We start from the raw sequence: 23304 nt of genomic DNA, 5'->3' as shown, positions 1-23304 counted from the left end.
AATCAGTCGATCATCTTGCGCAGCAGGAACATGATCGCAACGCGCTCGGCCGGATTGAGCTTGCCGAAAGTCGCTTCCGAGATATCCGCCGCATGCGGCACGGTCGACTTTACCAGCGATGCGCCGGCGTCGCTCAGCGTCACCAGCACCTTGCGGCGATCCGCGGCGTCGTGCGACAGCACGATCAGCTCGCGCAGCTTGAGCCGCTCGATAATGCCGCGAATGGTCGCCTGGTCGATCGCCGTGGTTTTGACGATATCGCTCAGGGAACACGTGCCATGCTCCTGAATCGCGCACATCGTCACGAACTGCGCCGCGGTGAGCTGCGAATCCGAAATATGCTGCTGGAAAATCGCGACATGGTGCTGATACGCGCGGCGCAATAAATGGCCTACTTGCTCGGAGAAATGATAGCTGCCAAGCGCATCGGCATCCTTGGCCTGCTCGGGTGAAATATTTTTGCTTTTAGGCACGGGTTCTGGTCTTGGTCTGAATATGTAAAACTATCGCTTTTCCTGACTGCAATAGCAAGCTAAAGACAGCCGGTGTGCAAGCGAATGCGTAAAAGCTGCCCGGCAACGGTCCGGCAATGCCAGAATCGAAGTATACCGGCGAAGGCGTTCGCCGGCAGGCGAAAGGCAAGCGTTCTTGCGTCAGATCAAATCCCGGCCTTCGCAGGTCTGGGTTGCGGCGGCACACGATGGCCGCACCACTTTGGAGTTGTTATGTATATTGATTTTGGCAACGTCGACCCGCGCCAGGCCTATAGCTGGTTGGCCTCGGCCGTCATTCCCCGCCCGGTCGCCTGGGTATCGACCGTGTCCGCATCGGGCGTGAACAACCTGGCGCCGTTCAGCTTTTTCCAGATGGTCACCGGCAAACCGCCGACGGTGATGATCTCGCCGCTGGTGCAACGCGACGGCAGCATCAAGGACACCGTGCGCAACGCGCAGGAAACCGGGCAACTGGTGGTCAACCTGGTCGGCTTCGAACTGGCCGACGCCATGAATGAAACTTCGTTTTCCTACGACGCCGATATCAGCGAATTCGATCGCTGCGGCATCGCCTCCACGCCGTCTTCGCTGGTGCGTCCGCCACGTGTCGCGGCGGCGCCGGTCAGTCTCGAATGCGCACTGGTCAGTTGCCTGCCCTACCCCGCCGAGGCGCCGTCCTGCCATATCTTGCTGGCGCGCGTGCTGGCGGCGCATTTCGATGAACGCATCCTCAACGACAAGCAATTGCCCGATCCGGAAAAACTGAACCTGCTCTCGCGCATGGGCGGCGACTGGTACGGCCGCACGCGCAGCGAGGCCAACTTCGAACTGACGCGACCGCGCGGCTGGGCCAAGTAGCCGCCGGTCCACGCATTCTTGCAATCAGACAGGAACGTATCCCGCATCCGGCCAGCGTTCCTGCCAGGGATGCGCATGCTCGTATTGCTGCGCCAGTGCCAGCAACCCGGCGTCCCGCCCCTGCATGCCTATCAATTGCAAACCGGTCGGCATGCCCTCGACCAGGCCTGTCGGCAAGGCGATCGCCGGCAATCCGGCGGCATTGGCAAACGCGGTGAATATTGCATGCCCACGCGGCCCGACGGCGCTGCCGGCGATCGCCGCCGGATGCGTCTGTTCTGCGGGCCAGGGCAGCGCCGCCGTGGCCGGTGTCAGGATGGCGTCGTACTGACTGAAAATCCCGGACAGACGCAGTTTGAGCGTACGCACCGCAGCCAGCGTCTCAAACAGGGCCGACGACGCCTGCCTGCGACCGGCCGATAGATGCTCGCGTGCAGCGTTGCCCAACAGCAGTTCCGGCTCCGTGCCGGTACCGCACGCGGCGGCGAATTCCGGATAAGAAGCGACGCGCTCCATCATCCACACCAATCCCGCAGTCGACAGTGCAGACCAGCGCTGATTGATCTCCTCCGCGAGCTCGAAGGATTCACTCTGCACGACATCATGGCCGAGCGCGGCAAACCGATCGGCCGCCTGTGCCAGCTGTGCAGCGATACCGGCGTCGACGGGATGGCCGCCGAAGCGCGGCACGAACAGGATGCGCGCCCTATGCGGTACCGGCGCCGTCAGATCGCACCCGGCCAGCACGCGGGTGAATGCAGCGACGTCGGCAACACTGCGGCCGATGCCGCCGGCGACTTCGTAGTCGAGAAAAATTTCCGGCAAGCCGTCGCTGCGCGGCACCAGGCCCGCTGACGGCTTGAATCCCACCAGCCCGCAATGCGATGCCGGACGCCGGATCGAACCGCCGCCGTCGGTCGCCAGCGCCAACGGGCCGCAGCCGGCGGCAACCGCCGCGGCCGCGCCGCCGGACGAACCGCCGGGCGTCAATGCCGTGTTCCAGGGATTGCGCGAAGCGCCGTGCAAGCCGTTCCATGTATACCCTTGCATGGCGAACTCCGGCAGATTGGTCTTGCCGATCAGTACCGCACCGGCGCTGCGCAGACGCGCCACCGGCAACTCATCCCTGGCTGCGACGAAACCCTGAAGCAAACGACTGCCCCACGTCGTCGGCATGCCGGCAACGTGCATGTTGTCCTTGACGCTGACCGGCACGCCGTCGAGCGGCCCGAGCGGCGCAGACGCATTCCATCGTGCAAGGCTGGCCTGCGCCGCAGCACGCGCGCCGTCGGCGTCGATGACCACCATGGCGTTGATCGCCGGCTGGCATTGCGCGATGCGGGCCAGGCAAGCCTCCAGCGCCTGCACCGGCGTGAAGGCGCCGCTGCGATAGCCGGCCGCAAGCTGCGCGGCGTCGAGGCGCCACAGTTCGTCTTTCATCGGCTGATCAACTTATTCCGGCAGGTCGCCGGCAGGACGGCTCAGCCATTTCTGCGACAGCTTGTCGAGTTCGCCGCTCTTCTTCGCTTCCATCAGGATCTCGTTCAGGCGGCCGCGCAGCTTGTCTTCGTTCTTGGCCAGGCCGATGAAATTCGGCGACACCTTGAGCACGAACTTGAACTCGGTGCCCATTTGCGGACTTTTCTTCATCATCACGTCGGCCACCTGCACGCTGGTGGCGACCAATTGCGTCTGTCCGGCCATGTAGGCGGAGATGGTCGTGTTGTTGTCCTCGAAGCGGCGCAGGCCGGTCGTCGCCGGTGCGATCCTGGTCAGCTCCATGTCATCCATCGATCCGCGTGTGACGGCGATAGACTTGCCGGCCAGATCAGCGCCGGATTTGACCGCCATGGTCTTGGGACCGAACACGCCGATGAAGAACGGCGAGTAGGCGACCGTGAAGTCGATCGCCTTTTCACGATCGGGATTCTTGCCCAGCGTGGAGATGACGATATCGACCTTTTTGGTCTGCAGATAAGGAATGCGGTTGGCGCTGGTCACCGGCACCAGCACCACCTTGACGCCCAGTTTGGCGCCGACGTAATTGGCCATGTCGATATCCAACCCCTGCGGATGCAGGTCGGCGTCGACAAAGCCGTAAGGCGCAAAATCGGTCGGAATCGCAATGCGGATCTGCTTCGTCTTCTGGATGTCGTCGAGCGCGCTCTGCGCCCGTGCGCCGCAAGCCGACGCGAACAGCGCCAACGCGGCGACAGCTAGGAAAAAACGACGTTTGGTGATGGTCATCATTACTTTACTCCAGGTCAGGTTGAACGGGACGGCCGCGCAGTGCGGTCCTTTGCGGCGGTTTTCGGTGATGGAGTCCGGGATGCGCCGTGCACATCCAGCGGCTGCAAGACTTCCTGCAGCGCCATCAAGGGATCGGGAGCGCGGGCGGCAGCCGTCTCATCCTGCATCGGCAACTTGAGGTGCCAGGTGCCGAGATGCGCCGCCATCAGTTTCTCTGCGCGCGCCAGATCGCCGGCATCGAGCGCTTCGACGATCCGTGCATGTTCTTCGCAGGAATGCGCCGCATCGGCGTCGCTCTGATGTTCAATCGCGATCAGCGTGGTGCGCGCCGTCAGGTCTTTCAGGGTATTGGCCAGCACGGCGTTGCCCAGGCATTGCGCCAGGCAGACATGGAAGTCGCCCAGCAAGAAGCTACGCAAACCGGTATCGCCGCTCTTGAGCGCGCGGCGCTGTTGCTGGAGATGCTGGCGCAGACGTTTGAGGCCGGCGCTGTCGAGACGCTCCCTGCTACGCAGCAGGCCGGTTTCGATGACGCGCCGCGCTTCGAAGGTTTCGCTCGCTTCTTCCTGCGTGGGTGCGGCGATATACCAGCCGCTGCCGACGCTCGACACCACGAGTTGCCGCACCGACAAGCGTGTCAGGGCTTCGCGCACGATGGTCCGGCTGCAGCCGAACAGGGTCGCCAGTTGCTGCTCGCTCAGTCGCGCCCCCGGCAGCAGGCGCTTGGCCAGCACGGACTCAAGAATACGGTCGCTGATTTCGGATGATGTAGTCATGCCAAACCTGTATGCAGATTTCATGCCAAGCTGTATACAGGTAGGCAAGCCAGGTTTTGCACGACAATGAGGCGCAGCTTCTGCGCGCCTGCACAGTTATCGGCAGTCGTGCTCCCTGACGGGGCAAACACGGAGAAATAAAAAAAGCGTGTCGTCCATTCAGAAGACACGCTTCCGGCAACGATGCCAAGAACCTGTTCAAAGTCTTACTGCGAGGCCATGATCTGGCGTCGTCCGGTGCTCGAAATCCTCATGTACTAAAGTACACTCCGGTTTCTCCGCTCCGGGCGCCACCAGCTGATGGCCTCTCGCTACAGACTTTGAACAGGTTCTCAAAAATATCATCAGAAAGTATGGCGAATCCCCGTCATGACGCCCAGCTGGTTCATGCCGGTGCCGACCGTGCCGCCGGCATCGACGGCAATCGCCGAGGTGCCGGCATTCTTGATATAGCCGAGCGACGTGTACAAGGCGGTGCGCTTGGACAGGTTGTAGGTCAGGCGCGCCACCGACAGCGTCGCGGAGTTCGCCGTGCCCTTGAACTTCAGGCGCGAGATCTGCGTATCCAGCACCAGCGCCACCGTGAACGGATAGCTCAGGCCGAGGTAGTACAGATCGGAATCGCTCTTGGTCGCGGTCTGCGTCTTGCGATCCAGCACGCCCAGGCCGATGCGCGCATCGCTGATCATGAAGTAGCCGTGCAGGCCGATGCGCGTATCGGTATAGCTGCTGCTGTTCAAACCCAGCAGCGCGTTGGGACCGCCGTTGAGCTTGTCGTACGCGAGGTTGACGCCGAAGGACTTGTTGTCGTACCCGAGCAGGCCGGTGTACTGGCGGCAGGCCTTGCTGTCGCCCGCGGTCTCGCCGGCGCAGTTGGTCGATGCCGGACCGCCTGCGGCGGTGGCGTCGCGGCCGAAGCTGTAGGTTACGCCCACGGTCACGTCGGAGAAGGTCCCGAGATATCCAATGGCGTTATCGCTGCGTGCATTCGGCAAGTAAGCATCGAGATTGCCGATACTGTGGATGTTCGGTCCCATCACGTCGGACTTCAGCGTGGACAGGTAGGTCATGTTGACCTGGCGACCCAGCATGACGCTTTGCGTGGCGTTCTTCAGGCCGACGTAGGATTGGCGGCCGAACAGGCGGTTGCCCTGTCCCATGCCGCCGGTGTCGACCGCCATGCCGGCTTCCAGCACGAACATCGCCTGCAGGCCGCCGCCCAGGTCTTCGGTCCCCTTGAAGCCGATGCGCGACGGAAACGAGCCGGTCAGCGACGGCATCTTGACGACCGAGTTGCCGGCCGCGTTGGCGTTGGTGACATATTCCACGCCGGTATCGATCAGACCGTAAATCGTCACCTGCGATTGCGCCATCGCCGACGGCGACAACAAGACTCCGGCGATTCCGGCAATGGCGCCCAATGCACTCACTACTCCGGTTGCGGCGCGTACTGATTTCTTCATTTCTTGTCTCCTCCAGGTATTTTCTGTTTATGTATTCGTCGGCAGCGGGACCGATCTGGGCGTCGTTGCGCTGCTGCGAAGTCATGCGTGTGCTGCATTCGTATCGATGATTCAGCGTGAATCATTCTAGCGACGGGCCTGCCCGCCTTTGTTGCCGATTGCCGCGAGGGTCGATCTAATCTGTTTATGACGGCGCAGAAAACGACACTTCCTTCGTTTGCGTTTTCAGATCCAGAACGACCCGCGCCGCTCGACGAATTTCCATCCTTGCGCGGTGAGACGCAGGCGGTCTTCGAACGTACCCGGCGCAGGCGGTTTGGACACGGCATCGATCGCTGCCGCCCCCGGCTCGGACCGCGGCCCCGACAACAGCACGATGCGCGAGCGTGCGGTGGCGTGCTCGCGGTCTTCGATCTCAACGATCACGTCGGTGCACAGATGGAAAGTGCGCACATCGGCAGGCCGGCCGCGGAACGATGCCAGGATCGTCTCGCGCCCGACCAGAGGCGTTGCCGGCGCCGAAGGGCGATACACGATGGCGTCGTCGGTGAACAGATCGATGAGCGCATCGAAGTTGCGCTCGTCGTTGAGGTAGGCGTAGCGGTGAATCAGGCGCCGGCATTCCTGCTCGACCAGCAGGTGTTGAAGTGCATCGAAAGGCATATGGCTGTCAGCTCGCGAGTTTGAGATCGGGTTTCCGCGCAGGCTCTGCTGCTTTTTCACTTGCCTGTTCATGCGCCAGACCCAGCAACTGGTGCATGGTGGCGTCGTCCTTGAGCAGCAGGTCGCTGCGGCCGTCATGCACGATGCGCCCACGGTCCATGATGACGACGCGCTCGGTGACTTCCAGCGCGAGGTGCGCGTGCTGCTCCACCAGGATCAGCGTGAGACCGCTTTGCCTGAGCTGTTTGACGGCGTCCAGCAGGATGTCCATCATCACCGGCGACAAACCCTCCAGCGGCTCGTCGAGCAACAGCAGCTTGGGATTGCCGACCAGCGCGCGCGCCATGGCCAGCATCTGCTGCTCGCCGCCGGACAGCTGGTTGCCGTAGTTGTTGCGGCGCTCTTCCAGGCGGGGAAACAGCTTGTACGCCGCAGCGATGTTCCATTCGCCGGGACGCGCGGCGACGCGCATGTTCTGCTCGACGGTCAGCGAGGCAAATATCTCGCGCTCTTGCGGCACGTAGCCGATCCCCATGCGGTTGCGCTGGTAGTTGGCGGCGTTGCCGATGTTCTTGCCGTCGAATTCGAGACAGCCTTTGCTGACCGTGGTCAGCCCCATCATGGTCGCCAGCAGCGTACTCTTGCCGACGCCGTTGCGGCCCAGCAGGCTGACGGCTTCGCCCTGCCCGATGCGGAAAGACAGATCGTCGATGACGACGGCGTCGCGATAGCCGGCGGTCAGATTGTGGATGTCGAGCAGTTCAGCCATGGCGTCGCCCCAGATAGACATTGCGCACGCGTTCGTCGACGCGGATGTCGGCGGGCGCGCCCTCCGTCAGCACGCTGCCTTCGACCAGCACGGTGATTTTTTTGGCGAAACGAAATACCAGGTTCATGTCGTGTTCGATAAACAAAATGGAAATATCTTCGGGCAAGCGCTCCAGCAGATCGAGGATCATGCCGCTCTCGCCGTTGGGGATGCCGGCAGCCGGTTCGTCCAGCAACAGCACCTGCGGTTTCAACGCCAGCGCGATGGCGATCTCGATCATGCGGCGCTGGCCGTAGGCCAGTTGGTTGACGCGGCGCGACGCCAGCGGCAACAGGCCGAGCTGTTCCAGCAAGGCGGCGGCCTCTTCGACCACGCCGGCATGATGGGCCGGCTTGCCCCACAGCTTCCAGGCGATGCCCATGCGCTGGCCCAGCGGAATGGCAACGTTCTCGGCGACGGTCAGTTCGGTGAACAGGGTGTTGATCTGGAAGGTGCGCGCCAGGCCGCCCGCGACACGCTTCTGCGGACTGGCCTGGGTAACGTCGCGGCCGTCCAGATAGATGCTGCCGGCCGTCGGCGCCGCCACGCCGGTGACCAGATTGACGAAAGTCGTCTTGCCGGCGCCGTTGGGACCGATCAGCGCGTGGCGGGCGCCGCGTTCGATGCGCAGGTCGACGTTGCGCGTGACTTCGATGGCGCCGTAGCGCTTGCACAGTCCACGGGTTTCCAATGCACAGGGAGGCGTGGAGGCTGTCGCCGGAGACGCCATGTCCGCATGCGATGCTTGCAGGACGGGATTCATTTCTGCTCCTTGGCGAGATTGAGCGCAAGGCGCTTGCTTATCCGATCGCACACGCCGGAAGCCAAGGCCAGCAAGCCGCCCGGCGCAAACCGCACCAGCACGATCAGCGCAATGCCGACAAAGAACATCCAGTGAAACGGATCGATCGCCGCGGCGCGATCCAGCAACAGCATGTACAAGGGAATGCCGATGAAGGCGCCGTACAGACGACCGACGCCGCCGATGATGAGCATGATCAGGATGTTGCCGGACAACTGGAAGCTCAGCAGGTCCAGGCTGACGGTGCGCGTGATCTGCGCGCTCAGGCCGCCGGCGATGCCGGCGATCGCCGCCGACAGCGTGTAGGCGAGAATCAGTTTGGCGTGTACCGGCGTGCCGACCAGCAGCATGCGCTTGGCGTTTTCGCGGATGCCGCGGATCGACAGGCCGAACGGCGAATTGGCGATGATGCGCACGGCGACGAAGACCACGAACAGCACGCCCAATGCGTACAGATACGCCGTCTTGCCGTACAGGTCGAACGCGAACAGGCCGAACAGCGGCGCCGTCTCCATGCCCGATAAACCGTCCGCGCCGCCGGTGACGCCGCGCCAGGTATTGGCAATCTCGTGCAGCACGACGGTGGTGACCATGGTCAGCATCAGCAGCGCCAATCCGCTGGTGCGCAGCAACAGCCAGCCCGACAGCAAACCGATCAGCGCCGCCAGGCCGGCCGCGACCAGCAGGCCGCTGAACGGTTCGGGCGAGACGTGCAGCGAAAAATAACCGGCCGCATATGCGCCGATGCCGAAGAAGGCCGCATGGCCCAGGGTATTGATGCCGGCAAAGCCGAGCGCGAGATCGAGCGAAATGCCGAAGATCACCATGACCAGGATTTGCGAGCCGATCGACATATAGGTGTCGAAGGTGAAGAACGCCGCCAGCGCGACCACCCATGGCAAGACGTCGGCCAGACGGACGCGGTAGAACGGCAGCGCCCCGGCCGGCAGGATGCGGAGATTCGTGGTTTTCATGCTGTTTGCCTTCCGAAGAGTCCCTGAGGGCGCACCAGCAACATCGCCAGCGTCGCCAGATAAATCACCAGGCCGCCCGCTTCCGGCAGGAAGTAGCGTCCCAGCGTGTCGATCATGCCCAGCACCAGCGCGGCGATGAGCGTGCCCTTGATGCTGCCGAGGCCGCCCACCGATACCACGATCAGCACCAGCACCAGATAGTTGAGCGCGTAGAACGGCTCCAGCGGAAACATGTCGGCGCCGAGCGCGCCGCCCAGTCCGGCAAAGCCGCAACCGATGGCGAAGGTGACGGCGAAGAAGGCCTTGACGTTCATGCCGATGCAGCCTGCCATCCTGGCGTTGTCGACGGCCGCGCGCAGCCTGGCGCCGACCTGGGTGCGGTCCAGCACATACCAGATCGCCAGCGCACAGGCGCAACTGACCGCGATGAGGAACAGGCGATATACGGGAAGGCCGATCGCGCCCACCTGATACGTACCGCGCAAGGCGCCCGGCACCGGGATGTCCTGGATGGTGGAGCCGAACATGGCATTGGCGGTGGCGATCATGACGAAGGTCAGGCCGATGGTCATGAGCACCTGGCCCAGTTCGCTCTGGGCATAGATCCACGAATACACGGTACGCTCCAGCAGCGCGCCGAGCAGCATGGTGCCGATGACCGCCAGCGGCACGGCGACGGCGTAAGGCAGCTGTGCCTGCGTCACCAGCATGAAGGTCATGTAGCCGCCGGCCATGGCAAAACTGCAATGCGCCAGGTTGACCACGCGCATGACGCCCATCGTGATCGACATGCCGATCGAAATCAGGAACAGGATCATGCCGAAGGCGAGGCCGTCGAACAGGAGTGAAACGAGAGAAATGGCAAAACGGGATAACATGGTTTTCCTTGACTGGCAGTCGGTTACATAAGAGTTGCGTGATTCACAAGCGCCAACATCACGGCCACACCCGATGCGGCACGAACACCTGGCCGTCGAGCAGCATGCGCGCGGTGCGCAGCAAACCCGAACTGAGAAAGCGCGTCTGGCCGTCGACGATTTCCGTACGCAAGGCCACGGTAAATTCACCGGTCGGATGTGCCACCGAAATTTCGACGTCGCGGCCTTGCGGCAGTGCCGCCATGCCCTCGGCCACCGATCCCTGCAGCAGGCAGGCGCTGGCCACGCTCACCGCGCCGAGCACGCCGATGGCGCTGTGGCAGCGATGCGGAATAAAAGTGCGCGTGGAAATGTGACCGCCGTTGACGGCCGGTGAAATGAGGGTCATCTTCGGCACCACCTTGTTGCGCACGTCGCCCAGCCCCATCAGTTCGCCGGCTTGCAGGCGTACGGCTTCCAGGCGTTTTTTGAAATCGGCGTCGGCGTCGAGTTGCTGCGGCGTCTCCTGTCCGGTCTTGCCGAATGCCTCGGCGCGCATGACCACCACCGGCATGCCGTTGTCGATGCAAGTCGCTTCGATGCCGTTGAAGACGTCGCGCGTGCGGCCGGTCGGCAGCAAGCTGCCGCAGGCCGAACCGGCGGTGTCGCGAAAGGCGATGTTGATCGGCGCCGACGCGCCGGGCACGCCGGCGATCCTGGCCTCGCCGTCATACGCCACGCGACCGCCGCTGGTTTGCACCAGCGCAGTCGCAATGTTGCCGCTGTTGACCATGTGGATCACCACCGGCGTCCGATCGCCGCGTATCGGCACCAGCCCGCGCTCGATGGCAAACGGACCGACGCCAGCCAGCATGTTGCCGCAATTGGGCGAAACATCCACCAGCGGTTTGTCCACCGCCACCTGGGCAAACAGGAAGTCGACGTCGACGCCCGGCAGCGACGACGGCGATACGATGGCGACCTTGCTGGTGAGCGTGTCGCTGCCGCCCAGTCCGTCGATCTGGCGCGGATCGGGCGACCCCATCACCGCCAGCAGCACGGCGTCACGCGTGGCCGTATCCTGCGGCAGATCGCCCGCCAGGAAGAACGGGCCGCGCGAAGTGCCGCCGCGCATGAAGGCGCAGGGAATGGCGCGCTGGGAAGCTTCCATGCCTGTGTCTCCTAGAGGTAGGTCAATCCGGCAGCGGCCAGCTTGGCGCGCATGTCGTAGATGTCGAGGCCGAGTTCGCCGGCGGCGAGGCGCTTGCGTTTCTGCTCTTCGTTGGCGGCGCGCGCCACGCAGGCCTCGGTGACCATGCCCAGTTGTTCACGCGGTACGGCGACCACGCCGTCGTCATCGGCCACGATCACGTCGCCGGGTTGAATCAACTGCTCGCCGCACACCAGCGGCACATTCACCGAACCGACCGTGGCCTTGACCGTGCCTTGTGCGCACACGGCGCGCGACCAGACGGGGAAATTCATCTCGCGCAGCGTACGAACGTCGCGTACGCCGGCATCGATCACCAGCCCGAGTACGCCGCGCGCCTGCAGCGAGGTAGCCAGCAGATCGCCGAAGTAGCCGTCCTCGCAATGCGACGTCGGACTGACGACCAGGATGTCGCCGGGCTGGCACAGCTCGACGGCGACGTGCAGCATCCAGTTGTCGCCCGGCGCCACGCTGACCGTGACGGCCGATCCGGCGATCGAGGTATCGGCGACAACCGGACGCAGGCGATGATGCAGCAGGCCGGAGCGGCCTTGCGCTTCATGCACGGTGGCGACGCCGTATTGCGCCAGCGCGGCGACGCGTTCGACCTGTGCGCGTGGGATATTGCGCACGGCGACGTTGCGGCTCATGAGAACTCTCCGCAGACTTGCGGGAAGACGCGTTGATAGCCTTCGCCGTACTTGATGTTGCGCGAGGAGTTGCGCGACGCCTGCACGCCGCGTTGCAGCGCCACGCGGGTGTAGTACTCCCACAGGTGTTCTTGCGCATTCATGGTTTCGAAGGCGGCTTTTTTCTTTTCCCACACGGAGGAAATGTCGAGCAGCACGTCCGGCTTCCAGCCGCATTGCTCAGGCTGATGCGGTTCGTACAGCAGCACCGGCGGCGCGCCGATGACCGCTTGCTCCGGATTGTGGCCGTGCGCCTGGGCGATGATGCGCGCTTCCTGCGCCACGTGCGTGGCCAGCGGGTGATCGAAGTTGTAGGGGTCGTGCAACGAATGGCTGAGCACGAATTCCGGACGCAGATCGCGGTAGATGTCGACCAGCTTGTACAACACCTCGTCGCTGACGCGCATCGGATAATCGCCGATATCCAGAAATGCTATCTCGGCGCCGAGGATGTCGGCGGCCCTGGCGGCTTCTTCGCGGCGTGCGGCCTTGACCTTGTCCAGCGTCATGTCCGGCTGCTTCCACATCTTGGCCGACTCGCCGCGTTCGCCGTAAGAGAGGCACACGACTTTCACGCGATAGCCGCGTTCGCTGTACAGCGCTACTGCGCCGCCGGCTCTCCACACGAAGTCCGCGGCATGTGCGCTGACCACCAGCAGCGATGGCTTTTGAGTCGTTTCCATGTTTGTCCTGTTGATGCGATAAAAATGAATTGGCTTGCTTGTCTCGTGCGTTTTATTTTTTATTGCCGTCTCTGCGCGCTTGCGATCCTTGCCTTATTGCCGGTTTCGATCGCCGCGTCGTTGATTTTTGTTGAGTCGATTTATTCTATGGCAGGGCTTGTCCGCTCGCGTTTCTCTTTGGCTGATAGCGCATCTAATTTACTTATCGAGATACAGAATTCAGCGAAACCGGCCATACCAAAAACCGTATTGCGCCGCAAAAACAAGGAAAAATCGGCATAAAAAAACGGCGTCCCTGCCATCGCAGCGGACGCCGTGCATGCTCGGAAGGATTGCCATGCCGCTTATCAGGCTGACTCCGGAACCCGCCTTGTCTTGAGGAAGGCTTCCAGCGTCTCGCCGCGCATGGACGCGTAGACGGCCAGGTTGGACATTTTCACCACGCGGGCGAATTTCTCCAGCACGAAAAAACTGACGCCGTATTTGATCAGCCCCAGCCAGTCCTGATTGGTGACCAGCGTGCGCTCTTCATCGCTGAGTTTGAGTTCGTCGCAGGCGGCCTTGAAATCGCGCGCCAGCAAGGCGCGGAACTCGGGTTCGCGATGCCGCCAGAAGAAGCGGTTCAGGCGCAGCGATTTGACGCTCTGGCGGACGTCGAAGACGTAAGTGCCTTCGATGTCCTCGATACCTTCAAGTTGTGGATTCATCGTCTGATTCTCTTCATGCCTGTTCGTAAATCGCGACGGCCATCGCGGTGGTGGTCGCCAGATAGACATTCTGGTGGATGCATTTGATCTTGTCGTCGAGCGCGCCGCGCATGGCCAGCCACATGATGACCTCGACGCTCTCGGCGCCGCCCAGGCGCACGAAGTCGGCGTGCTTGAGCTGGGTCAGGCTGTGCGGATCGTCGACGATGCGGCGCAGGAACTCGTCATCCCATTCGGGATTGTTGAAGCCGGTGCGTTCGCCGTGGATCTGGTGCGACAAGCCGCCGGTGCCGACCACGGCGACCTTGAGATCTTCCGGGAAGGATTCGATGGCGCGGCGCACGGCCTGGCCGAGCTTGTAGCAGCGGGCGGCGGTCGGCAATGGATATTGCAGCACGTTGATTTCTATCGGCACGATCGCGCCCGGCCATGCCGGTTCATGCGGCCACATCAGCGACAGCGGCGAGTTGCAGCCGTGGTCGAGTGCACGCTCCTGGAACAGCGTCATGTCGAATTCGTCGTTGACCAGGCATTCCGCCAGATGCGCCGCCAGTTCCGGATGGCCGTTGATGTCCGGCAAAGGACGCTTGCCGGCGCCTTCGTCGGCCATTTCAAAACTTGGCGACACGCCCAGCGCGAAAGTCGGATAGCAGTCGAAAAAGAAGCTGTTGGCGTGGTCGTTGTAGAACATGACCAGCACGTCCGGCGCCTGCTCGCGCAGCCATTCGGCAACCGGTTCATAGCCCTTGAACAGCGGCGCCCAGGCCGGATCGTTCTGTCGCCCCTTGTCGTACGCCAGGCCGATGGTGGGCACGTGCGACGTGCCGATTCCTCCTACGATTCTTGCCATGTTTTCCTCAATACGCTTTCAACACATTCAATACATTTTTACGGCGACGCCGGGCGGCGCATCCGCCGGCGTCATCTCTGCTTCGGCCAGACGCAGCAGGGTCTTGCGCATGGCCAGGCCGGGACGGTCGGGGCCGAAGCTCAGTTCATCGGGCGGGCCGTCGCCCTTCTCGACTTCTTCCTGTATCCAGGTCAGGGCGTCGACGTCTTCGGTGTAAGCCTTGACCGAGGCGGACGCCAGGTACTCGCTGGCGCCGGCGTCAGCGAGCGCGAAGTCGCGGCTGTTGAACCACCAGTAATGGATCGTGCCCTGAAACTCGGGCGTGAACAAGTGCGTAATATTCACGCGATAGTCGGTTTGCTCGTCTTCGCGCGGCTCCGGGTTGGTGATGCGCGCGAACGCGATATGTCCCGCCGGCGAGACGAAGCGGCTGTCGGAGAAGCGATCCACCGGGCGCCCCATGAGCTTCATCGGGATGCCGTAGATCGGCGGCGGCGGCGAATTGCGCAGCTCGCGACGGATGCGCACGACGTCGCCTTCGTTATGGATCTCCAGGCTGGAGCGCGAATATTCCGGCGTGCCGACGGTATCCGCATGCAGGATCGGGAAGTGCGTCTGATCCAGCAGGTTCTCGTGCATCGCGACGTAGTTGGACTTCATGTGGAAGTAGCCGGTGACGGTGGTCCACTCGGGCGCATCCAGCCAGGAGGTATCGGGGATCAACGCCGGGTCGGCCTTGGCGGCGTCACCCATCCAGATCCAGATCAGCGGACCTCTTTCCTGCACCGGATAGGACGCAATGCGCGCATGCGTCGGCGGATTGGCCAGCGAGGGCATGTGCACGCACTGGCCTTCCGGGTTGTAGGCCATGCCGTGATAGCCGCACACGACCTGGTCGCCGTCGAGCCGCCCCTTGGACAGCGGGAAGGAACGATGGGCGCAACGGTTTTGCATGACGACGGGCGTGCCGTCGAGCTTGCGATACATCAGCACGGTCTTGCCGAGCAGGGTGCGCTCCAGCAGGTCGCGCGTGACTTCGCCGGACAAAGCGGCGACGTACCAGCAATCCCTGATCAGCGGCGTGGTGTGATTGGCCATCTTCGGCTTGGCGGCGGCTTTCTGGAGCATGGTGAATTCCTTTAAACGGTATGCGGCGACCTCGCTCCGTCGCCGCAATGAACACGATGCGCGTGACGACTACTGCACCTTCACGCCCGGATCCTTGATCGCCGGATAAGTCTTGAACGGTTTGTTGACGTAGACGCCATCGACTTTCTCGATGCGGCGGATGTAGATGTTCTGCGTCATCTCGCGCGTCTGCGGATCGATGGTCACCGGACCGCGCGGGCTTTCCCATGAATAGCCCTTGATCGCCGCCATGGCCTTGTCGCCGTCCTGCTTGCCGCCGGTGGCGCGGATCATTTCATAGATCATCTTCATCGAATCGTAGGCGGCGATCGACGCCACGTTCGGCGTCTTGTCGTTGCCGTACTTCTTGCGGAATGCGCTGACGAAGGCGACGTTGGCCGGCGACGTGCCGGCCGGCGAATAATGCAGCGCGGTCACGATGCCGGCCGCGGCGTCGCCGTAGGACGGCAGTTCGCTTTCTTCGGTTTCGGCGGTGGCGAGCAGCTTGATGCCGGACTTGTCCAGTCCGCGCTCGACGAAGGCCTTGATGAAAGCCACCGCCATCGGACCGACCGGCGTGAACATGTAGACGTACTCGGGATTGGCTTCCTTGATCTTTTGCATGTAGGTCGAGAAGTCGGACGTGTTCAGCGGCATCTTCAGCTCCGCCACGATCTGGCCCTTCTCTTCGGTGAACGACTTTTTGAACGAGGTCAGCGCATCGGCTCCCGGCGCATAGTCGGCCACCGCCAGCGCCACGCGCTTGGCGCCCTGCTCCGCCGTCCACTTCGCCAGGGGCGTCGCCACCATCCACTGCGTATAGCCGGCGCGCAGCAGGTAAGGCGATTTGCTCAGGATGCCGGAGGTGCCGGCATTGATGATGACGATGGGCACCTTGGCTTGCGTGGCGACGTCGGCCACGGCCAGCGCCGTCGGCGTGAATTCGAGACCGCTGATGTATTGCACCTTGTCGCGCACGACCAGTTCTTCGGCCAGTTGGCGGGCGCGTGCAGGGTTGTTGCCGCCGACGTCGCGATAGATGATCTTGATCGTGTGTTCGCCGGCACGGCCGTTGTTCTGCGCGAGGAACAGTTCGGTGGCGTCCTGGATCTGTTTGCCCCAGTTGCTGTATGGACCGCTGAAGGCGGCGATCACGCCGATGCGGATTTCATCGGCATGGGCGGCGGGGACGGCAAACATGGCGGCGCCGGCGAGCGGCAAGGCGAACTTCATCAATCGGTGCAACATCGGTGGTCTCCTGTCGTATGGAATTTTGTTGTCGGCTTGCTGCCGTTGTTATGGATGCATTATCGGGTTCGGAGCATGCCGGCGTTATACATTTAGCCTTGCCACCCCATCTAATTTGCTTATTGATTTTTTGACGGTCACTGATCGACAGCCGGTTACTCATTCCATATGAAGAATTTAAATCCTTTAAAATCAATAAATTGAAATTGAAACCAGGAACAAGAACGCGATATCGACATTGCTGCGGCATGTCAAACTGACTGATTGAGACAAGATGGGCAGCTGGACACGGCCAAGCCGTTTGGATACATTGCATCTCGTTTTTCACCCTTTCGGAAGCGACATGAAAACGATCTATCTGCTGTGTGGTTTGTTGTGCGACGAGGTCGTCTGGGAAGCGCAAGCCGAGGCCCTGCGTCAGCAACACCATGCGGACGTGCGCATCCTGAGTTTCCAGCAGGACGATTCCATCGCCGGCATGGCGGGCCGCGTGCTGCGGGATGCGCCTGAACAATTTTTTCTGGCTGGCCATTCGATGGGCGGCCGCGTCGCGCTGGAGGTGTATCGCCAGGCCGCGCATCGCGTGCAGCGGCTGGCGCTGCTGGATACCGGCTACGAGGCCGCGACACCGGGCGAAGACGCGCGCCGCGCCGTGCTGGTCGATCGCGCGCGCGCCGAAGGCATCGCCGCCATTGCGGAAACCTGGGCCATGCCGATGCTGGCGCCCGGCAATCGGGGCAATGCAAGGCTGGTCAACAGCATTCTGGACATGGTGGGACGCATGTCTCCCGAGATCTACGCCGCCCAGACGCGCGCGCTGCTGGGCCGTCCCGATGCGACGCCGGTGTTGTCGACGATCTCCTGCCCGACCCTGATCCTGTGCGGCGCCGAAGATGCCTGGAGCCCGCCGGAACGGCATGCGCGCATGGCGGCGCTGGTGAAGGGAAGCGTGTTGGCCGAAATCCCGGCCTGCGGGCACATGTCGACCATGGAAGAAGCGGACGCCGTCACGCAGGCGCTGCTGGACTGGGCCGCCTGAGCAAACTTTCCTGGACGGTCATTGCGACGGCAATGATGCGCTACCAATGACCGCTGTTGACGGCGCGTCGTTGCATCTGCGCCGTCACTTCGCGGATCGCATCCATCAGCACCACCGCGCCCGGCGACGGGTGGCTTTCTTCGCGTTGCGTGATGCCGATGGTGCGCGAAGTGCGCGGCAAATCGAAATCCAGCACCTGCAACGCATTGGAGTGGATCTCATATTCCAGCTGCTGCGCCGAAATCGCCGTGACCATGTCGCTGTGCAACAGCAGGCCGCGCAGGATGGCGAGGTCGCTGGTCTCCACCACTTCGGTCGGCGCCGGCATGTCCTTGCGGCTCATCGACAGATCAAACAGCGCGCGCGCCGGCGTGCCCTTGCCCGACAAGATCCACTGCGCGCGCATCAAGTCGTCGAGCGTCACCTTCGATTTCTGCGTGAGCGGATGACCGCGCCGCACGATCACCGCCATCTTGTCTTCCAGCAGCGGCTCGCCATGCAGGTCGTTGGCGTATTCCGGCGGGCGCAATGCGCCGAGGATGAAATCAATGTCGCCCGCGCGCAGACGCGCCGCCAGGCTGTCGAACGGTCCCTCGATGGTGGTGATGCGCAGCTGCGGATGCGCCGCGATCACGCTGGCGATCGCGCGCGGCAGGATGGTGGTGCGGCTGAGCGGCAGCGCGCCGACCACCACGCGGCCTTGCGTGGTGCCCTTGAGCGCCGAGATGTCGGCTTCGGCGTGACGCAATTCCGCCAGCGCGCGCTTGGCGCGAAACAGCAGCAAGGCGCCGGCCTCGGTCAGCAACATGCCCTTGGGCGTGCGCTGGAACAAGGTCGCGCCGAGGCTGGTTTCCAGATCGGAAATGGAGGCGCTCACCGCCGGTTGCGTGATGCCGAGCGCATTGGCGACGGTCGGCATGTGGTGCGATTCGGCCAGCCTGACGAAGATCTGCAGGCGACGCTCATTGAACAGCATCGACAGGATGGAAGTCTTCATTGCGCCGGTCGGCGTCTTGATCTTGCTATAGATTTCGTCGCGCGCCAGCTCGAACTCCTGCGCCGCCCTGCGCGCGCGAAACAGCAAGGTATTGCCGAACACCGTCAGCAGCATGCCGCTGGATTTGCGTTCGAACAACGACTCGCCGATAACCGTTTCAAGCTCGTGTACCGAACGCGTGATGGCCGACTGCGCGCGATACAGCGCATCGGCGGCACGCGTGACGCTGCCCAGTTCGGCGACGGTGATGAAGGCGCGCAGATGTCGCAGGCTTACGGTGGATGTCATAGGAAGGGCGCGGCTCCGGGCGTTGCGGAATGATGATTTCCGATATCTTTTTTTCTAGGATGAAGGATATGCACGATTTTTACAAGCTCGCATTGCGGCGGAACACGAACTCTCTTCGCAGCTTATGCAATCGACATCGTTTTTTCCATCCCGATAAGAAAATCAGATGCCTGTGCGAGTGAATTGCGCTGGTTGGCGTCGATGAATTCCCACAGAATCAGGCGACCGCCCGCTTGCCGGACTGTTCTTTTTCTCCACGAAAAGACGGGCTGGCCACTCAGGTGCAGGCGTCATCGACAAACACGAAAAAACTGGCGCGAGGTCGCCGACCGCATCGCTGCAGCAGCAATCAAGGTCTCGAAGAAGACGGCGTGATCCGGATCCGCGGATCACGGATTGACAAGAAGGCTTTCCCCCATAACAAAGGAGATGATTCATGGCAGAAAATCGTGGTGTTGTCTATGTCGCGCATGGGCGCGTCGAAGTGCAGTCGATTCCCTTCCCCAAGTTCGACAATCCGCAAGGCCGGAAGATCGAACACGGCGTCATCCTCAAAGTCGTGACCACCAACATCTGCGGCTCGGACCAGCACATGGTGCGCGGCCGCACCACCGCGCCGTCGGGACTGGTGCTCGGACACGAGATCACCGGCGAAGTGATCGAAGTCGGCAAGGACGTCGAAACGCTCAGGAAAGGCGATCTGGTTTCCGTCCCGTTCAACGTCGCCTGCGGCCGCTGCCGCACCTGCAAGGAACAGCACACCGGCGTCTGCCTCAGCGTCAACCCGGCGCGCGCGGGCGGCGCCTACGGCTACGTCGACATGGGCGGCTGGATCGGCGGACAGGCCGAATACGTCATGGTGCCCTATGCCGATTTCAACCTGCTGCGTTTTCCCGACAAGGACAAGGCGATGGAAAAAATCACCGACCTGACCTGCCTGTCCGACATCCTGCCGACCGGCTTCCATGGCGCCGTCACCGCCGGCGTCGGTCCCGGCTCGACCGTGTATGTCGCCGGCGCAGGTCCGGTCGGCCTGGCTGCCGCGGCATCGGCGCGACTGCTGGGCGCGGCGGTGGTCATCGTCGGCGACGTCAACGCCACGCGCCTGCAACACGCGCGCAAGGTCGGCTTTGAAACGGTCGACCTGTCGCAGGATGCGACGCTGGCCGATCAGATCGCCGCGATACTCGGCGACGCCGAAGTCGACTGCGCCATCGATTGCGTCGGCTTCGAAGCGCGCGGCCACGGCCACAGCGGCTCGCAAGTGGAAGCGCCGGCGACCGTGCTGAACTCGCTCATGGAAATCACCCGCGCCGCCGGCCGCATCGGCATCCCCGGCCTCTACGTCACCGACGATCCGGGCGCCGTCGACAGCGCCGCCAAACGCGGCAGCCTCAGTATCCGCCTGGGGCTGGGCTGGGCCAAGTCGCACAGCATGCACACCGGCCAGACCCCGGTGATGAAGTACAACCGCCAGCTGATGCAAGCCATCCTGTGGGATCGCCTGCACATAGCCGACATCGTCGGCGTGCAAGTCATCTCGCTGGATCAGGCGCCGGGCGGCTACGGCGAATTCGACGCGGGTGCGCCAAAGAAGTTTGTGATTGATCCGCATGGGGCGGTGGCGGCGTAGGCAATGTAAAAAGGGCTTACGTTTTACCGTAAGCCCTTTTTTCCGTAATGATCAGTTCCGTGCTGCCGGCAACGACGCCACGATGCTGCGGAAGGCCGCCACCGTCAACGCCTCGTCCTGCTCCGCACCGTGATCGCTCAGCTTGACGATGACGGTATCGCTGACCGGGTCGATATAGACGTACTGTCCGTGAATGCCGATGGCCGTGTAATCCTGCCCGTTGGTGGCACGGCGCGGCAACCACCAGCCGCGGCCATAGGCAAAGTCGGCATCCGCCACGCCGACCTGTTCCGGCCGCCGCATCCAGCTCTCCGGCAACACCGCCTTGCCGTTCGCCTGCCCGTGCCGCAAATGCAGCAGCCCGTAACGCGCAAAATCGACCGCGCGCGCATTGATGCAGCAAAAACTTTTCTCCACCGCACCGGCGTCGCTATCCACACTCCAGCTCGCCGGATACTGCGCCCCCATCGGCTGCCACAGCTTGTCTTGCAGATAGCGCGTCAACGGCTCGCCGGTCGCCGCCGACAACACCATGCCCAGCAACAGATAATCGATGCTGCGATAAACGAAGCCCTCGCCCGGCGTGAACTGCGTCGTCCCGAGTCCGCGCACGAAGCGCTTGAGATCGGTGGTGATGTACATGTAGGCGATCTGCGAGAACACGCTGTCGTACTTCTCGTCGACGTGGATGCCGGAGTGCATGTTGAGCAGGTGGTTCACTTTCAGCGAGTTGAATTTTTCCGGCAGGTACGGGAGATATTTTCGTACCGGGTCGGACAGGGAGAGTTTGCCTTCTTGCACGGCAATGCCGGTGAGGTCCGAGAGGATGGATTTGGCGATGGAGTAGGAAGGAAAGACGGTTTCGCGTGTTGCACCGAGGGGGTAGAGTTCTTGTATCAGTTGGCCGCGATGAATGACCAGCAAGGCGTTGGTGTGGGTCTGACTTAAAAATTGTGAGAGGTCGATGGTTGCGCCATTGCGCCAGGCGACTTGCTGGGACAGGAATGGCGATGGTGAACTCGATTGCGCGGGGGAAGAAGTTTGTAGCGCTTGCGGGTTCGTGCTCGCGACGAATGGTACGCTATCGAAATAGACATAGCTTTGTGAAAATGGTCGTAGCTCGAGAGCCAGGCCAAGTAATGCTGTCGGTGACGGCAAGCGCAGAAAACTCGTGACAGTCCAGCACGCCCCCGCCAACAAGCTCAAGCCGGCGATGCCGTACAACGTGATCTTCTGGTATCTATGCATTGTTTGCGTTTTATAGTGTATTGCCCGTTCACCGATAGCGCTGATGTCGCGGCAGCAAAGCATGTCCGACATCGATAGCGACATCTTCAGAAACAGCATTAAACACTATTTCAAACCGACGTAGAACTGCCAAAACAAAAAGGCTTACGTTTTACCGCAAGCCCTTCTGAATTGCTGATGCCCCCGTGAGTCGAACACGGCACCAACGGATTATGAGTCAAAAGAGCATGTGCGCGGCGAGCCGCAAAGTCAGACTGGGCAAGGATCACTGATTGCGCATACAGTGCGCGAATTCGCCGATTTGCGCCGGTTTGGGCAAAATATTCCCCAACAAGAAATTGCTGATAAAGTGGCGTTCGCGATCGCCGCCGATGTCCGCAATCGGCCGAGGCTGATACTTCTGCCACTGCATGCTCCCTTACTAACTGCTCACCATTTCATTTGCGATCGAATCGACCACTTTTTTCGGTAATCCCAGGACAAGCAGCAAGGATTTCAGCACGTTGTTGGAGCTGGAACAGAACAACGAACAACGAACAACGAACAACGAATAACAATAGTCAAAACAAGGGAGAGAACTTGAAACACCGATACGCTGGATTACTGGCAATGCTGCTTGGCATGGCGTTGACATCTCTGCATGCCGAGGAAACGACACCACTGCCTGCGACCATTGAAAATTCAATTGGAATGCAAATGGTCCTGATCCCTGCGGGAGAATTTCTGATGGGTACCGATGAATCTCTCGCATCGCTGAAAGGGGCCTATCCGGATTATGAAGAGCGTCGTCTGCTGGACCTTGACGATGAGCGGCCACGACACAAGGTGCTGATCACCCATCCGTTTTATGTAGGGAAGTATCTGGTCACGGTTGGGCAGTTTGCCAAATTTGTGGCGGAGTCGGGCTATACCCCGGAATCCATTCGAGACCAGACCGGAGGCTATGGTTACAACCCGGACTATGATCCTCAAGAAACTGAACGCAAAGACGCCTTCGAAGGCCGCAACCCGCGATACAGCTGGAAAAATCCCGGCTTTCCGCAGGCCGACAATCATCCGGTACTTAACGTCACCTGGAATGATGCACAAGCCCTGGCAGCATGGCTGAGCAAGAAAGAACAGGTGCACTACCGGCTACCGACCGAAGCGGAATGGGAATACTCGTGTCGCGCAGGCAGCACGACTCGCTACCCCAATGGCGATGATCCGGAGGGCTTGAGCCGCATCGCCAATACCTTCGATGCCAACGCTACACCGTACTGGCCTCGCTTCGCCAGTCATGCGCTCAAGAATCATGACGGCTTTGCCTTTACCTCTCCCGTGGGGAGTTTCCCACCGAATGGATTTGGACTGTATGACATGGTCGGCAATGCCTGGGAATGGACAGCCGACTGGTATGGCGAAGACACCTACGCACATTCGCCGCTGGCAGACCCCCATGGCCCGGCAGACGGTGAAGTCAAAGTGCGACGTGGCGGCTCGTGGCATACCTGGTCATTGTATGCACGTTGCGCCTTCCGCAACTGGAATACCACTAGCACTCGCTATACCCTGGTGGGAATGCGTCTGGTGAGAGATGTAGAGCACGCACATTGAGGCCCCATCTGTGCGCATTGGGATTTGAAGGTTCTTATGACCG

24 protein-coding genes and 1 other RNA gene are annotated in these 23304 nt (G+C 61.8%); 6 read left to right on the top strand and 19 right to left on the bottom strand.

Annotation, left to right across the window (positions count from 1 at the left end):
- Positions 1–2: 2 nt before the first annotated feature.
- Positions 3–455, bottom strand: a complete 453-nt coding sequence (locus PMI16_RS04145) for a MarR family winged helix-turn-helix transcriptional regulator (RefSeq protein WP_051994586.1) — start codon at positions 453–455, stop codon at positions 3–5.
- A gap of 270 nt (positions 456–725) precedes the next feature.
- On the opposite strand from PMI16_RS04145, the gene PMI16_RS04140 reads away from it, so the two are divergent.
- A complete protein-coding gene (locus PMI16_RS04140; RefSeq protein WP_007876699.1) occupies positions 726–1352 on the top strand; it encodes a flavin reductase family protein in 627 nt (208 codons plus the stop codon).
- 24 nt (positions 1353–1376) lie between these two features.
- Here the strand turns inward: PMI16_RS04140 and PMI16_RS04135 are convergent, their stop codons facing one another.
- From PMI16_RS04135 to PMI16_RS04125, 3 genes are read right to left on the bottom strand one after another with little or no spacing between them, the layout of a single operon-like run.
- A complete protein-coding gene (locus PMI16_RS04135; RefSeq protein WP_007876698.1) occupies positions 1377–2792 on the bottom strand; it encodes an amidase in 1416 nt (471 codons plus the stop codon).
- 12 nt (positions 2793–2804) lie between these two features.
- Positions 2805–3602: a transporter substrate-binding domain-containing protein gene (locus tag PMI16_RS04130; RefSeq protein ID WP_007876697.1), complete on the bottom strand. Its 798-nt coding sequence runs from the start codon at positions 3600–3602 to the stop codon at positions 2805–2807.
- A gap of 14 nt (positions 3603–3616) precedes the next feature.
- A complete protein-coding gene (locus PMI16_RS04125) occupies positions 3617–4378 on the bottom strand; it encodes a GntR family transcriptional regulator (RefSeq protein WP_007876696.1) in 762 nt (253 codons plus the stop codon).
- Positions 4379–4630: 252 nt separating this feature from the next.
- Between PMI16_RS04125 and PMI16_RS25185 the strand changes: the two genes are divergently transcribed.
- A non-coding RNA gene (locus PMI16_RS25185) (sX9 sRNA) lies at positions 4631–4705 on the top strand.
- A 17-nt stretch (positions 4706–4722) separates the two neighbouring features.
- On the opposite strand, the gene PMI16_RS04120 is transcribed toward PMI16_RS25185, so the two are convergent.
- From PMI16_RS04120 to PMI16_RS04080, 9 genes are all read right to left on the bottom strand, one after another.
- The gene (locus tag PMI16_RS04120) at positions 4723–5841 is read right to left on the bottom strand and encodes a porin (RefSeq protein ID WP_007876694.1); all 1119 of its coding nucleotides are present in this window, start codon (positions 5839–5841) and stop codon (positions 4723–4725) included.
- A gap of 225 nt (positions 5842–6066) precedes the next feature.
- Positions 6067–6504 (bottom strand): nuclear transport factor 2 family protein, encoded by a 438-nt coding sequence (locus PMI16_RS24940; RefSeq protein WP_007876692.1) that lies wholly within the window; start codon positions 6502–6504, stop codon positions 6067–6069.
- A gap of 7 nt (positions 6505–6511) precedes the next feature.
- Positions 6512–7273 (bottom strand): ABC transporter ATP-binding protein, encoded by a 762-nt coding sequence (locus tag PMI16_RS04110; RefSeq protein ID WP_007876690.1) that lies wholly within the window; start codon positions 7271–7273, stop codon positions 6512–6514.
- Positions 7266–8075: an ABC transporter ATP-binding protein gene (locus PMI16_RS04105; protein ID WP_007876688.1), complete on the bottom strand. Its 810-nt coding sequence runs from the start codon at positions 8073–8075 to the stop codon at positions 7266–7268. The genes PMI16_RS04110 and PMI16_RS04105 overlap by 8 nt, the downstream gene beginning before the upstream one ends.
- Positions 8072–9088, bottom strand: coding sequence for a branched-chain amino acid ABC transporter permease (locus PMI16_RS04100; RefSeq protein WP_007876687.1), 1017 nt, complete (start codon positions 9086–9088; stop codon positions 8072–8074). The genes PMI16_RS04105 and PMI16_RS04100 overlap by 4 nt, the downstream gene beginning before the upstream one ends.
- Positions 9085–9966 (bottom strand): branched-chain amino acid ABC transporter permease, encoded by an 882-nt coding sequence (locus tag PMI16_RS04095; protein ID WP_007876685.1) that lies wholly within the window; start codon positions 9964–9966, stop codon positions 9085–9087. The genes PMI16_RS04100 and PMI16_RS04095 overlap by 4 nt, the downstream gene beginning before the upstream one ends.
- A 58-nt stretch (positions 9967–10024) precedes the next feature.
- A complete protein-coding gene (locus PMI16_RS04090) occupies positions 10025–11116 on the bottom strand; it encodes a 4-oxalomesaconate tautomerase (protein WP_007876683.1) in 1092 nt (363 codons plus the stop codon).
- A gap of 11 nt (positions 11117–11127) precedes the next feature.
- Positions 11128–11805: a 4-carboxy-4-hydroxy-2-oxoadipate aldolase/oxaloacetate decarboxylase gene (locus tag PMI16_RS04085; RefSeq protein WP_007876681.1), complete on the bottom strand. Its 678-nt coding sequence runs from the start codon at positions 11803–11805 to the stop codon at positions 11128–11130.
- On the bottom strand, positions 11802–12527 hold the full coding sequence (locus PMI16_RS04080) for a PIG-L deacetylase family protein (protein ID WP_007876679.1): 726 nt from the start codon (positions 12525–12527) through the stop codon (positions 11802–11804). The genes PMI16_RS04085 and PMI16_RS04080 overlap by 4 nt, the downstream gene beginning before the upstream one ends.
- A 24-nt stretch (positions 12528–12551) precedes the next feature.
- On the opposite strand from PMI16_RS04080, the gene PMI16_RS25705 reads away from it, so the two are divergent.
- The gene (locus tag PMI16_RS25705) at positions 12552–12809 is read left to right on the top strand and encodes a hypothetical protein (protein ID WP_157212518.1); all 258 of its coding nucleotides are present in this window, start codon (positions 12552–12554) and stop codon (positions 12807–12809) included.
- A 65-nt stretch (positions 12810–12874) separates the two neighbouring features.
- Here the strand turns inward: PMI16_RS25705 and PMI16_RS04075 are convergent, their stop codons facing one another.
- The 4 genes from PMI16_RS04075 to PMI16_RS04060 all read right to left on the bottom strand — a co-directional run bounded on the left by PMI16_RS04075 (position 12875) and on the right by PMI16_RS04060 (position 16460).
- Positions 12875–13234 carry a protocatechuate 3,4-dioxygenase subunit alpha gene (locus PMI16_RS04075; protein WP_007876676.1) on the bottom strand — a complete coding sequence of 120 codons (360 nt, stop codon included), beginning with the start codon at positions 13232–13234 and terminating at the stop codon, positions 12875–12877.
- Between the two features lie 13 nt (positions 13235–13247).
- Positions 13248–14084 carry a gallate dioxygenase gene (locus PMI16_RS04070; RefSeq protein ID WP_007876674.1) on the bottom strand — a complete coding sequence of 279 codons (837 nt, stop codon included), beginning with the start codon at positions 14082–14084 and terminating at the stop codon, positions 13248–13250.
- Between the two features lie 27 nt (positions 14085–14111).
- Positions 14112–15212, bottom strand: a complete 1101-nt coding sequence (locus PMI16_RS04065) for an aromatic ring-hydroxylating dioxygenase subunit alpha (protein ID WP_007876672.1) — start codon at positions 15210–15212, stop codon at positions 14112–14114.
- A gap of 69 nt (positions 15213–15281) precedes the next feature.
- Positions 15282–16460, bottom strand: coding sequence for an ABC transporter substrate-binding protein (locus PMI16_RS04060; RefSeq protein WP_007876671.1), 1179 nt, complete (start codon positions 16458–16460; stop codon positions 15282–15284).
- A 343-nt stretch (positions 16461–16803) separates the two neighbouring features.
- Here PMI16_RS04060 and PMI16_RS04055 point away from each other — a divergent pair, with 343 nt between their 5' ends.
- Entirely contained in the window at positions 16804–17499 is a 696-nt protein-coding gene (locus PMI16_RS04055) for an alpha/beta fold hydrolase (protein WP_007876669.1), read from the top strand.
- Between the two features lie 40 nt (positions 17500–17539).
- Here PMI16_RS04055 and PMI16_RS04050 read toward each other — a convergent pair whose 3' ends face one another.
- Positions 17540–18784, bottom strand: a complete 1245-nt coding sequence (locus PMI16_RS04050) for a LysR family transcriptional regulator (protein ID WP_007876668.1) — start codon at positions 18782–18784, stop codon at positions 17540–17542.
- A 436-nt stretch (positions 18785–19220) separates the two neighbouring features.
- Here PMI16_RS04050 and fdhA point away from each other — a divergent pair, with 436 nt between their 5' ends.
- A complete protein-coding gene (gene fdhA, locus PMI16_RS04045) occupies positions 19221–20417 on the top strand; it encodes a formaldehyde dehydrogenase, glutathione-independent (RefSeq protein WP_007876667.1) in 1197 nt (398 codons plus the stop codon).
- Positions 20418–20468: 51 nt separating this feature from the next.
- Here the strand turns inward: fdhA and PMI16_RS04040 are convergent, their stop codons facing one another.
- The gene (locus PMI16_RS04040) at positions 20469–21764 is read right to left on the bottom strand and encodes a serine hydrolase domain-containing protein (protein ID WP_007876666.1); all 1296 of its coding nucleotides are present in this window, start codon (positions 21762–21764) and stop codon (positions 20469–20471) included.
- 510 nt (positions 21765–22274) lie between these two features.
- On the opposite strand from PMI16_RS04040, the gene PMI16_RS04035 reads away from it, so the two are divergent.
- The gene (locus PMI16_RS04035) at positions 22275–23261 is read left to right on the top strand and encodes a formylglycine-generating enzyme family protein (RefSeq protein ID WP_081493364.1); all 987 of its coding nucleotides are present in this window, start codon (positions 22275–22277) and stop codon (positions 23259–23261) included.
- Positions 23262–23304: the final 43 nt, after the last annotated feature.

The organism is Herbaspirillum sp. CF444, from assembly GCF_000282135.1.
Taxonomy (GTDB): Bacteria; Pseudomonadota; Gammaproteobacteria; order Burkholderiales; family Burkholderiaceae_D; genus Herbaspirillum.
Note: the sequence above shows the minus strand (reverse complement) of the source record. Positions and strands in the feature narration are given on the sequence as shown.

Excerpts from the sequence above, each read along its gene's own strand:
- PMI16_RS25705 (WP_157212518.1), top strand. The coding sequence starts at position 12,552 with ATGAATTGGCTTGCTTGTCTCGTGCGTTTTATTTTTTATTGCCGTCTC.
- PMI16_RS04070 (WP_007876674.1), bottom strand. The coding sequence starts at position 14,084 with ATGGCAAGAATCGTAGGAGGAATCGGCACGTCGCACGTGCCCACCATC.
- PMI16_RS04095 (WP_007876685.1), bottom strand. The coding sequence starts at position 9,966 with ATGTTATCCCGTTTTGCCATTTCTCTCGTTTCACTCCTGTTCGACGGC.
- PMI16_RS04055 (WP_007876669.1), top strand. The coding sequence starts at position 16,804 with ATGAAAACGATCTATCTGCTGTGTGGTTTGTTGTGCGACGAGGTCGTC.
- PMI16_RS04110 (WP_007876690.1), bottom strand. The coding sequence starts at position 7,273 with ATGGCTGAACTGCTCGACATCCACAATCTGACCGCCGGCTATCGCGAC.
- PMI16_RS04060 (WP_007876671.1), bottom strand. The coding sequence starts at position 16,460 with ATGTTGCACCGATTGATGAAGTTCGCCTTGCCGCTCGCCGGCGCCGCC.
- PMI16_RS04135 (WP_007876698.1), bottom strand. The coding sequence starts at position 2,792 with ATGAAAGACGAACTGTGGCGCCTCGACGCCGCGCAGCTTGCGGCCGGC.
- PMI16_RS04040 (WP_007876666.1), bottom strand. The coding sequence starts at position 21,764 with ATGCTGTTTCTGAAGATGTCGCTATCGATGTCGGACATGCTTTGCTGC.
- PMI16_RS04130 (WP_007876697.1), bottom strand. The coding sequence starts at position 3,602 with ATGATGACCATCACCAAACGTCGTTTTTTCCTAGCTGTCGCCGCGTTG.
- PMI16_RS04075 (WP_007876676.1), bottom strand. The coding sequence starts at position 13,234 with ATGAATCCACAACTTGAAGGTATCGAGGACATCGAAGGCACTTACGTC.
- fdhA (WP_007876667.1), top strand. The coding sequence starts at position 19,221 with ATGGCAGAAAATCGTGGTGTTGTCTATGTCGCGCATGGGCGCGTCGAA.
- PMI16_RS04050 (WP_007876668.1), bottom strand. The coding sequence starts at position 18,784 with ATGACATCCACCGTAAGCCTGCGACATCTGCGCGCCTTCATCACCGTC.
- PMI16_RS04085 (WP_007876681.1), bottom strand. The coding sequence starts at position 11,805 with ATGAGCCGCAACGTCGCCGTGCGCAATATCCCACGCGCACAGGTCGAA.
- PMI16_RS04100 (WP_007876687.1), bottom strand. The coding sequence starts at position 9,088 with ATGAAAACCACGAATCTCCGCATCCTGCCGGCCGGGGCGCTGCCGTTC.
- PMI16_RS04125 (WP_007876696.1), bottom strand. The coding sequence starts at position 4,378 with ATGACTACATCATCCGAAATCAGCGACCGTATTCTTGAGTCCGTGCTG.
- PMI16_RS04140 (WP_007876699.1), top strand. The coding sequence starts at position 726 with ATGTATATTGATTTTGGCAACGTCGACCCGCGCCAGGCCTATAGCTGG.
- PMI16_RS04105 (WP_007876688.1), bottom strand. The coding sequence starts at position 8,075 with ATGAATCCCGTCCTGCAAGCATCGCATGCGGACATGGCGTCTCCGGCG.
- PMI16_RS04090 (WP_007876683.1), bottom strand. The coding sequence starts at position 11,116 with ATGGAAGCTTCCCAGCGCGCCATTCCCTGCGCCTTCATGCGCGGCGGC.
- PMI16_RS04035 (WP_081493364.1), top strand. The coding sequence starts at position 22,275 with ATGCTGCTTGGCATGGCGTTGACATCTCTGCATGCCGAGGAAACGACA.
- PMI16_RS04120 (WP_007876694.1), bottom strand. The coding sequence starts at position 5,841 with ATGAAGAAATCAGTACGCGCCGCAACCGGAGTAGTGAGTGCATTGGGC.
- PMI16_RS04065 (WP_007876672.1), bottom strand. The coding sequence starts at position 15,212 with ATGCTCCAGAAAGCCGCCGCCAAGCCGAAGATGGCCAATCACACCACG.
- PMI16_RS04080 (WP_007876679.1), bottom strand. The coding sequence starts at position 12,527 with ATGGAAACGACTCAAAAGCCATCGCTGCTGGTGGTCAGCGCACATGCC.
- PMI16_RS24940 (WP_007876692.1), bottom strand. The coding sequence starts at position 6,504 with ATGCCTTTCGATGCACTTCAACACCTGCTGGTCGAGCAGGAATGCCGG.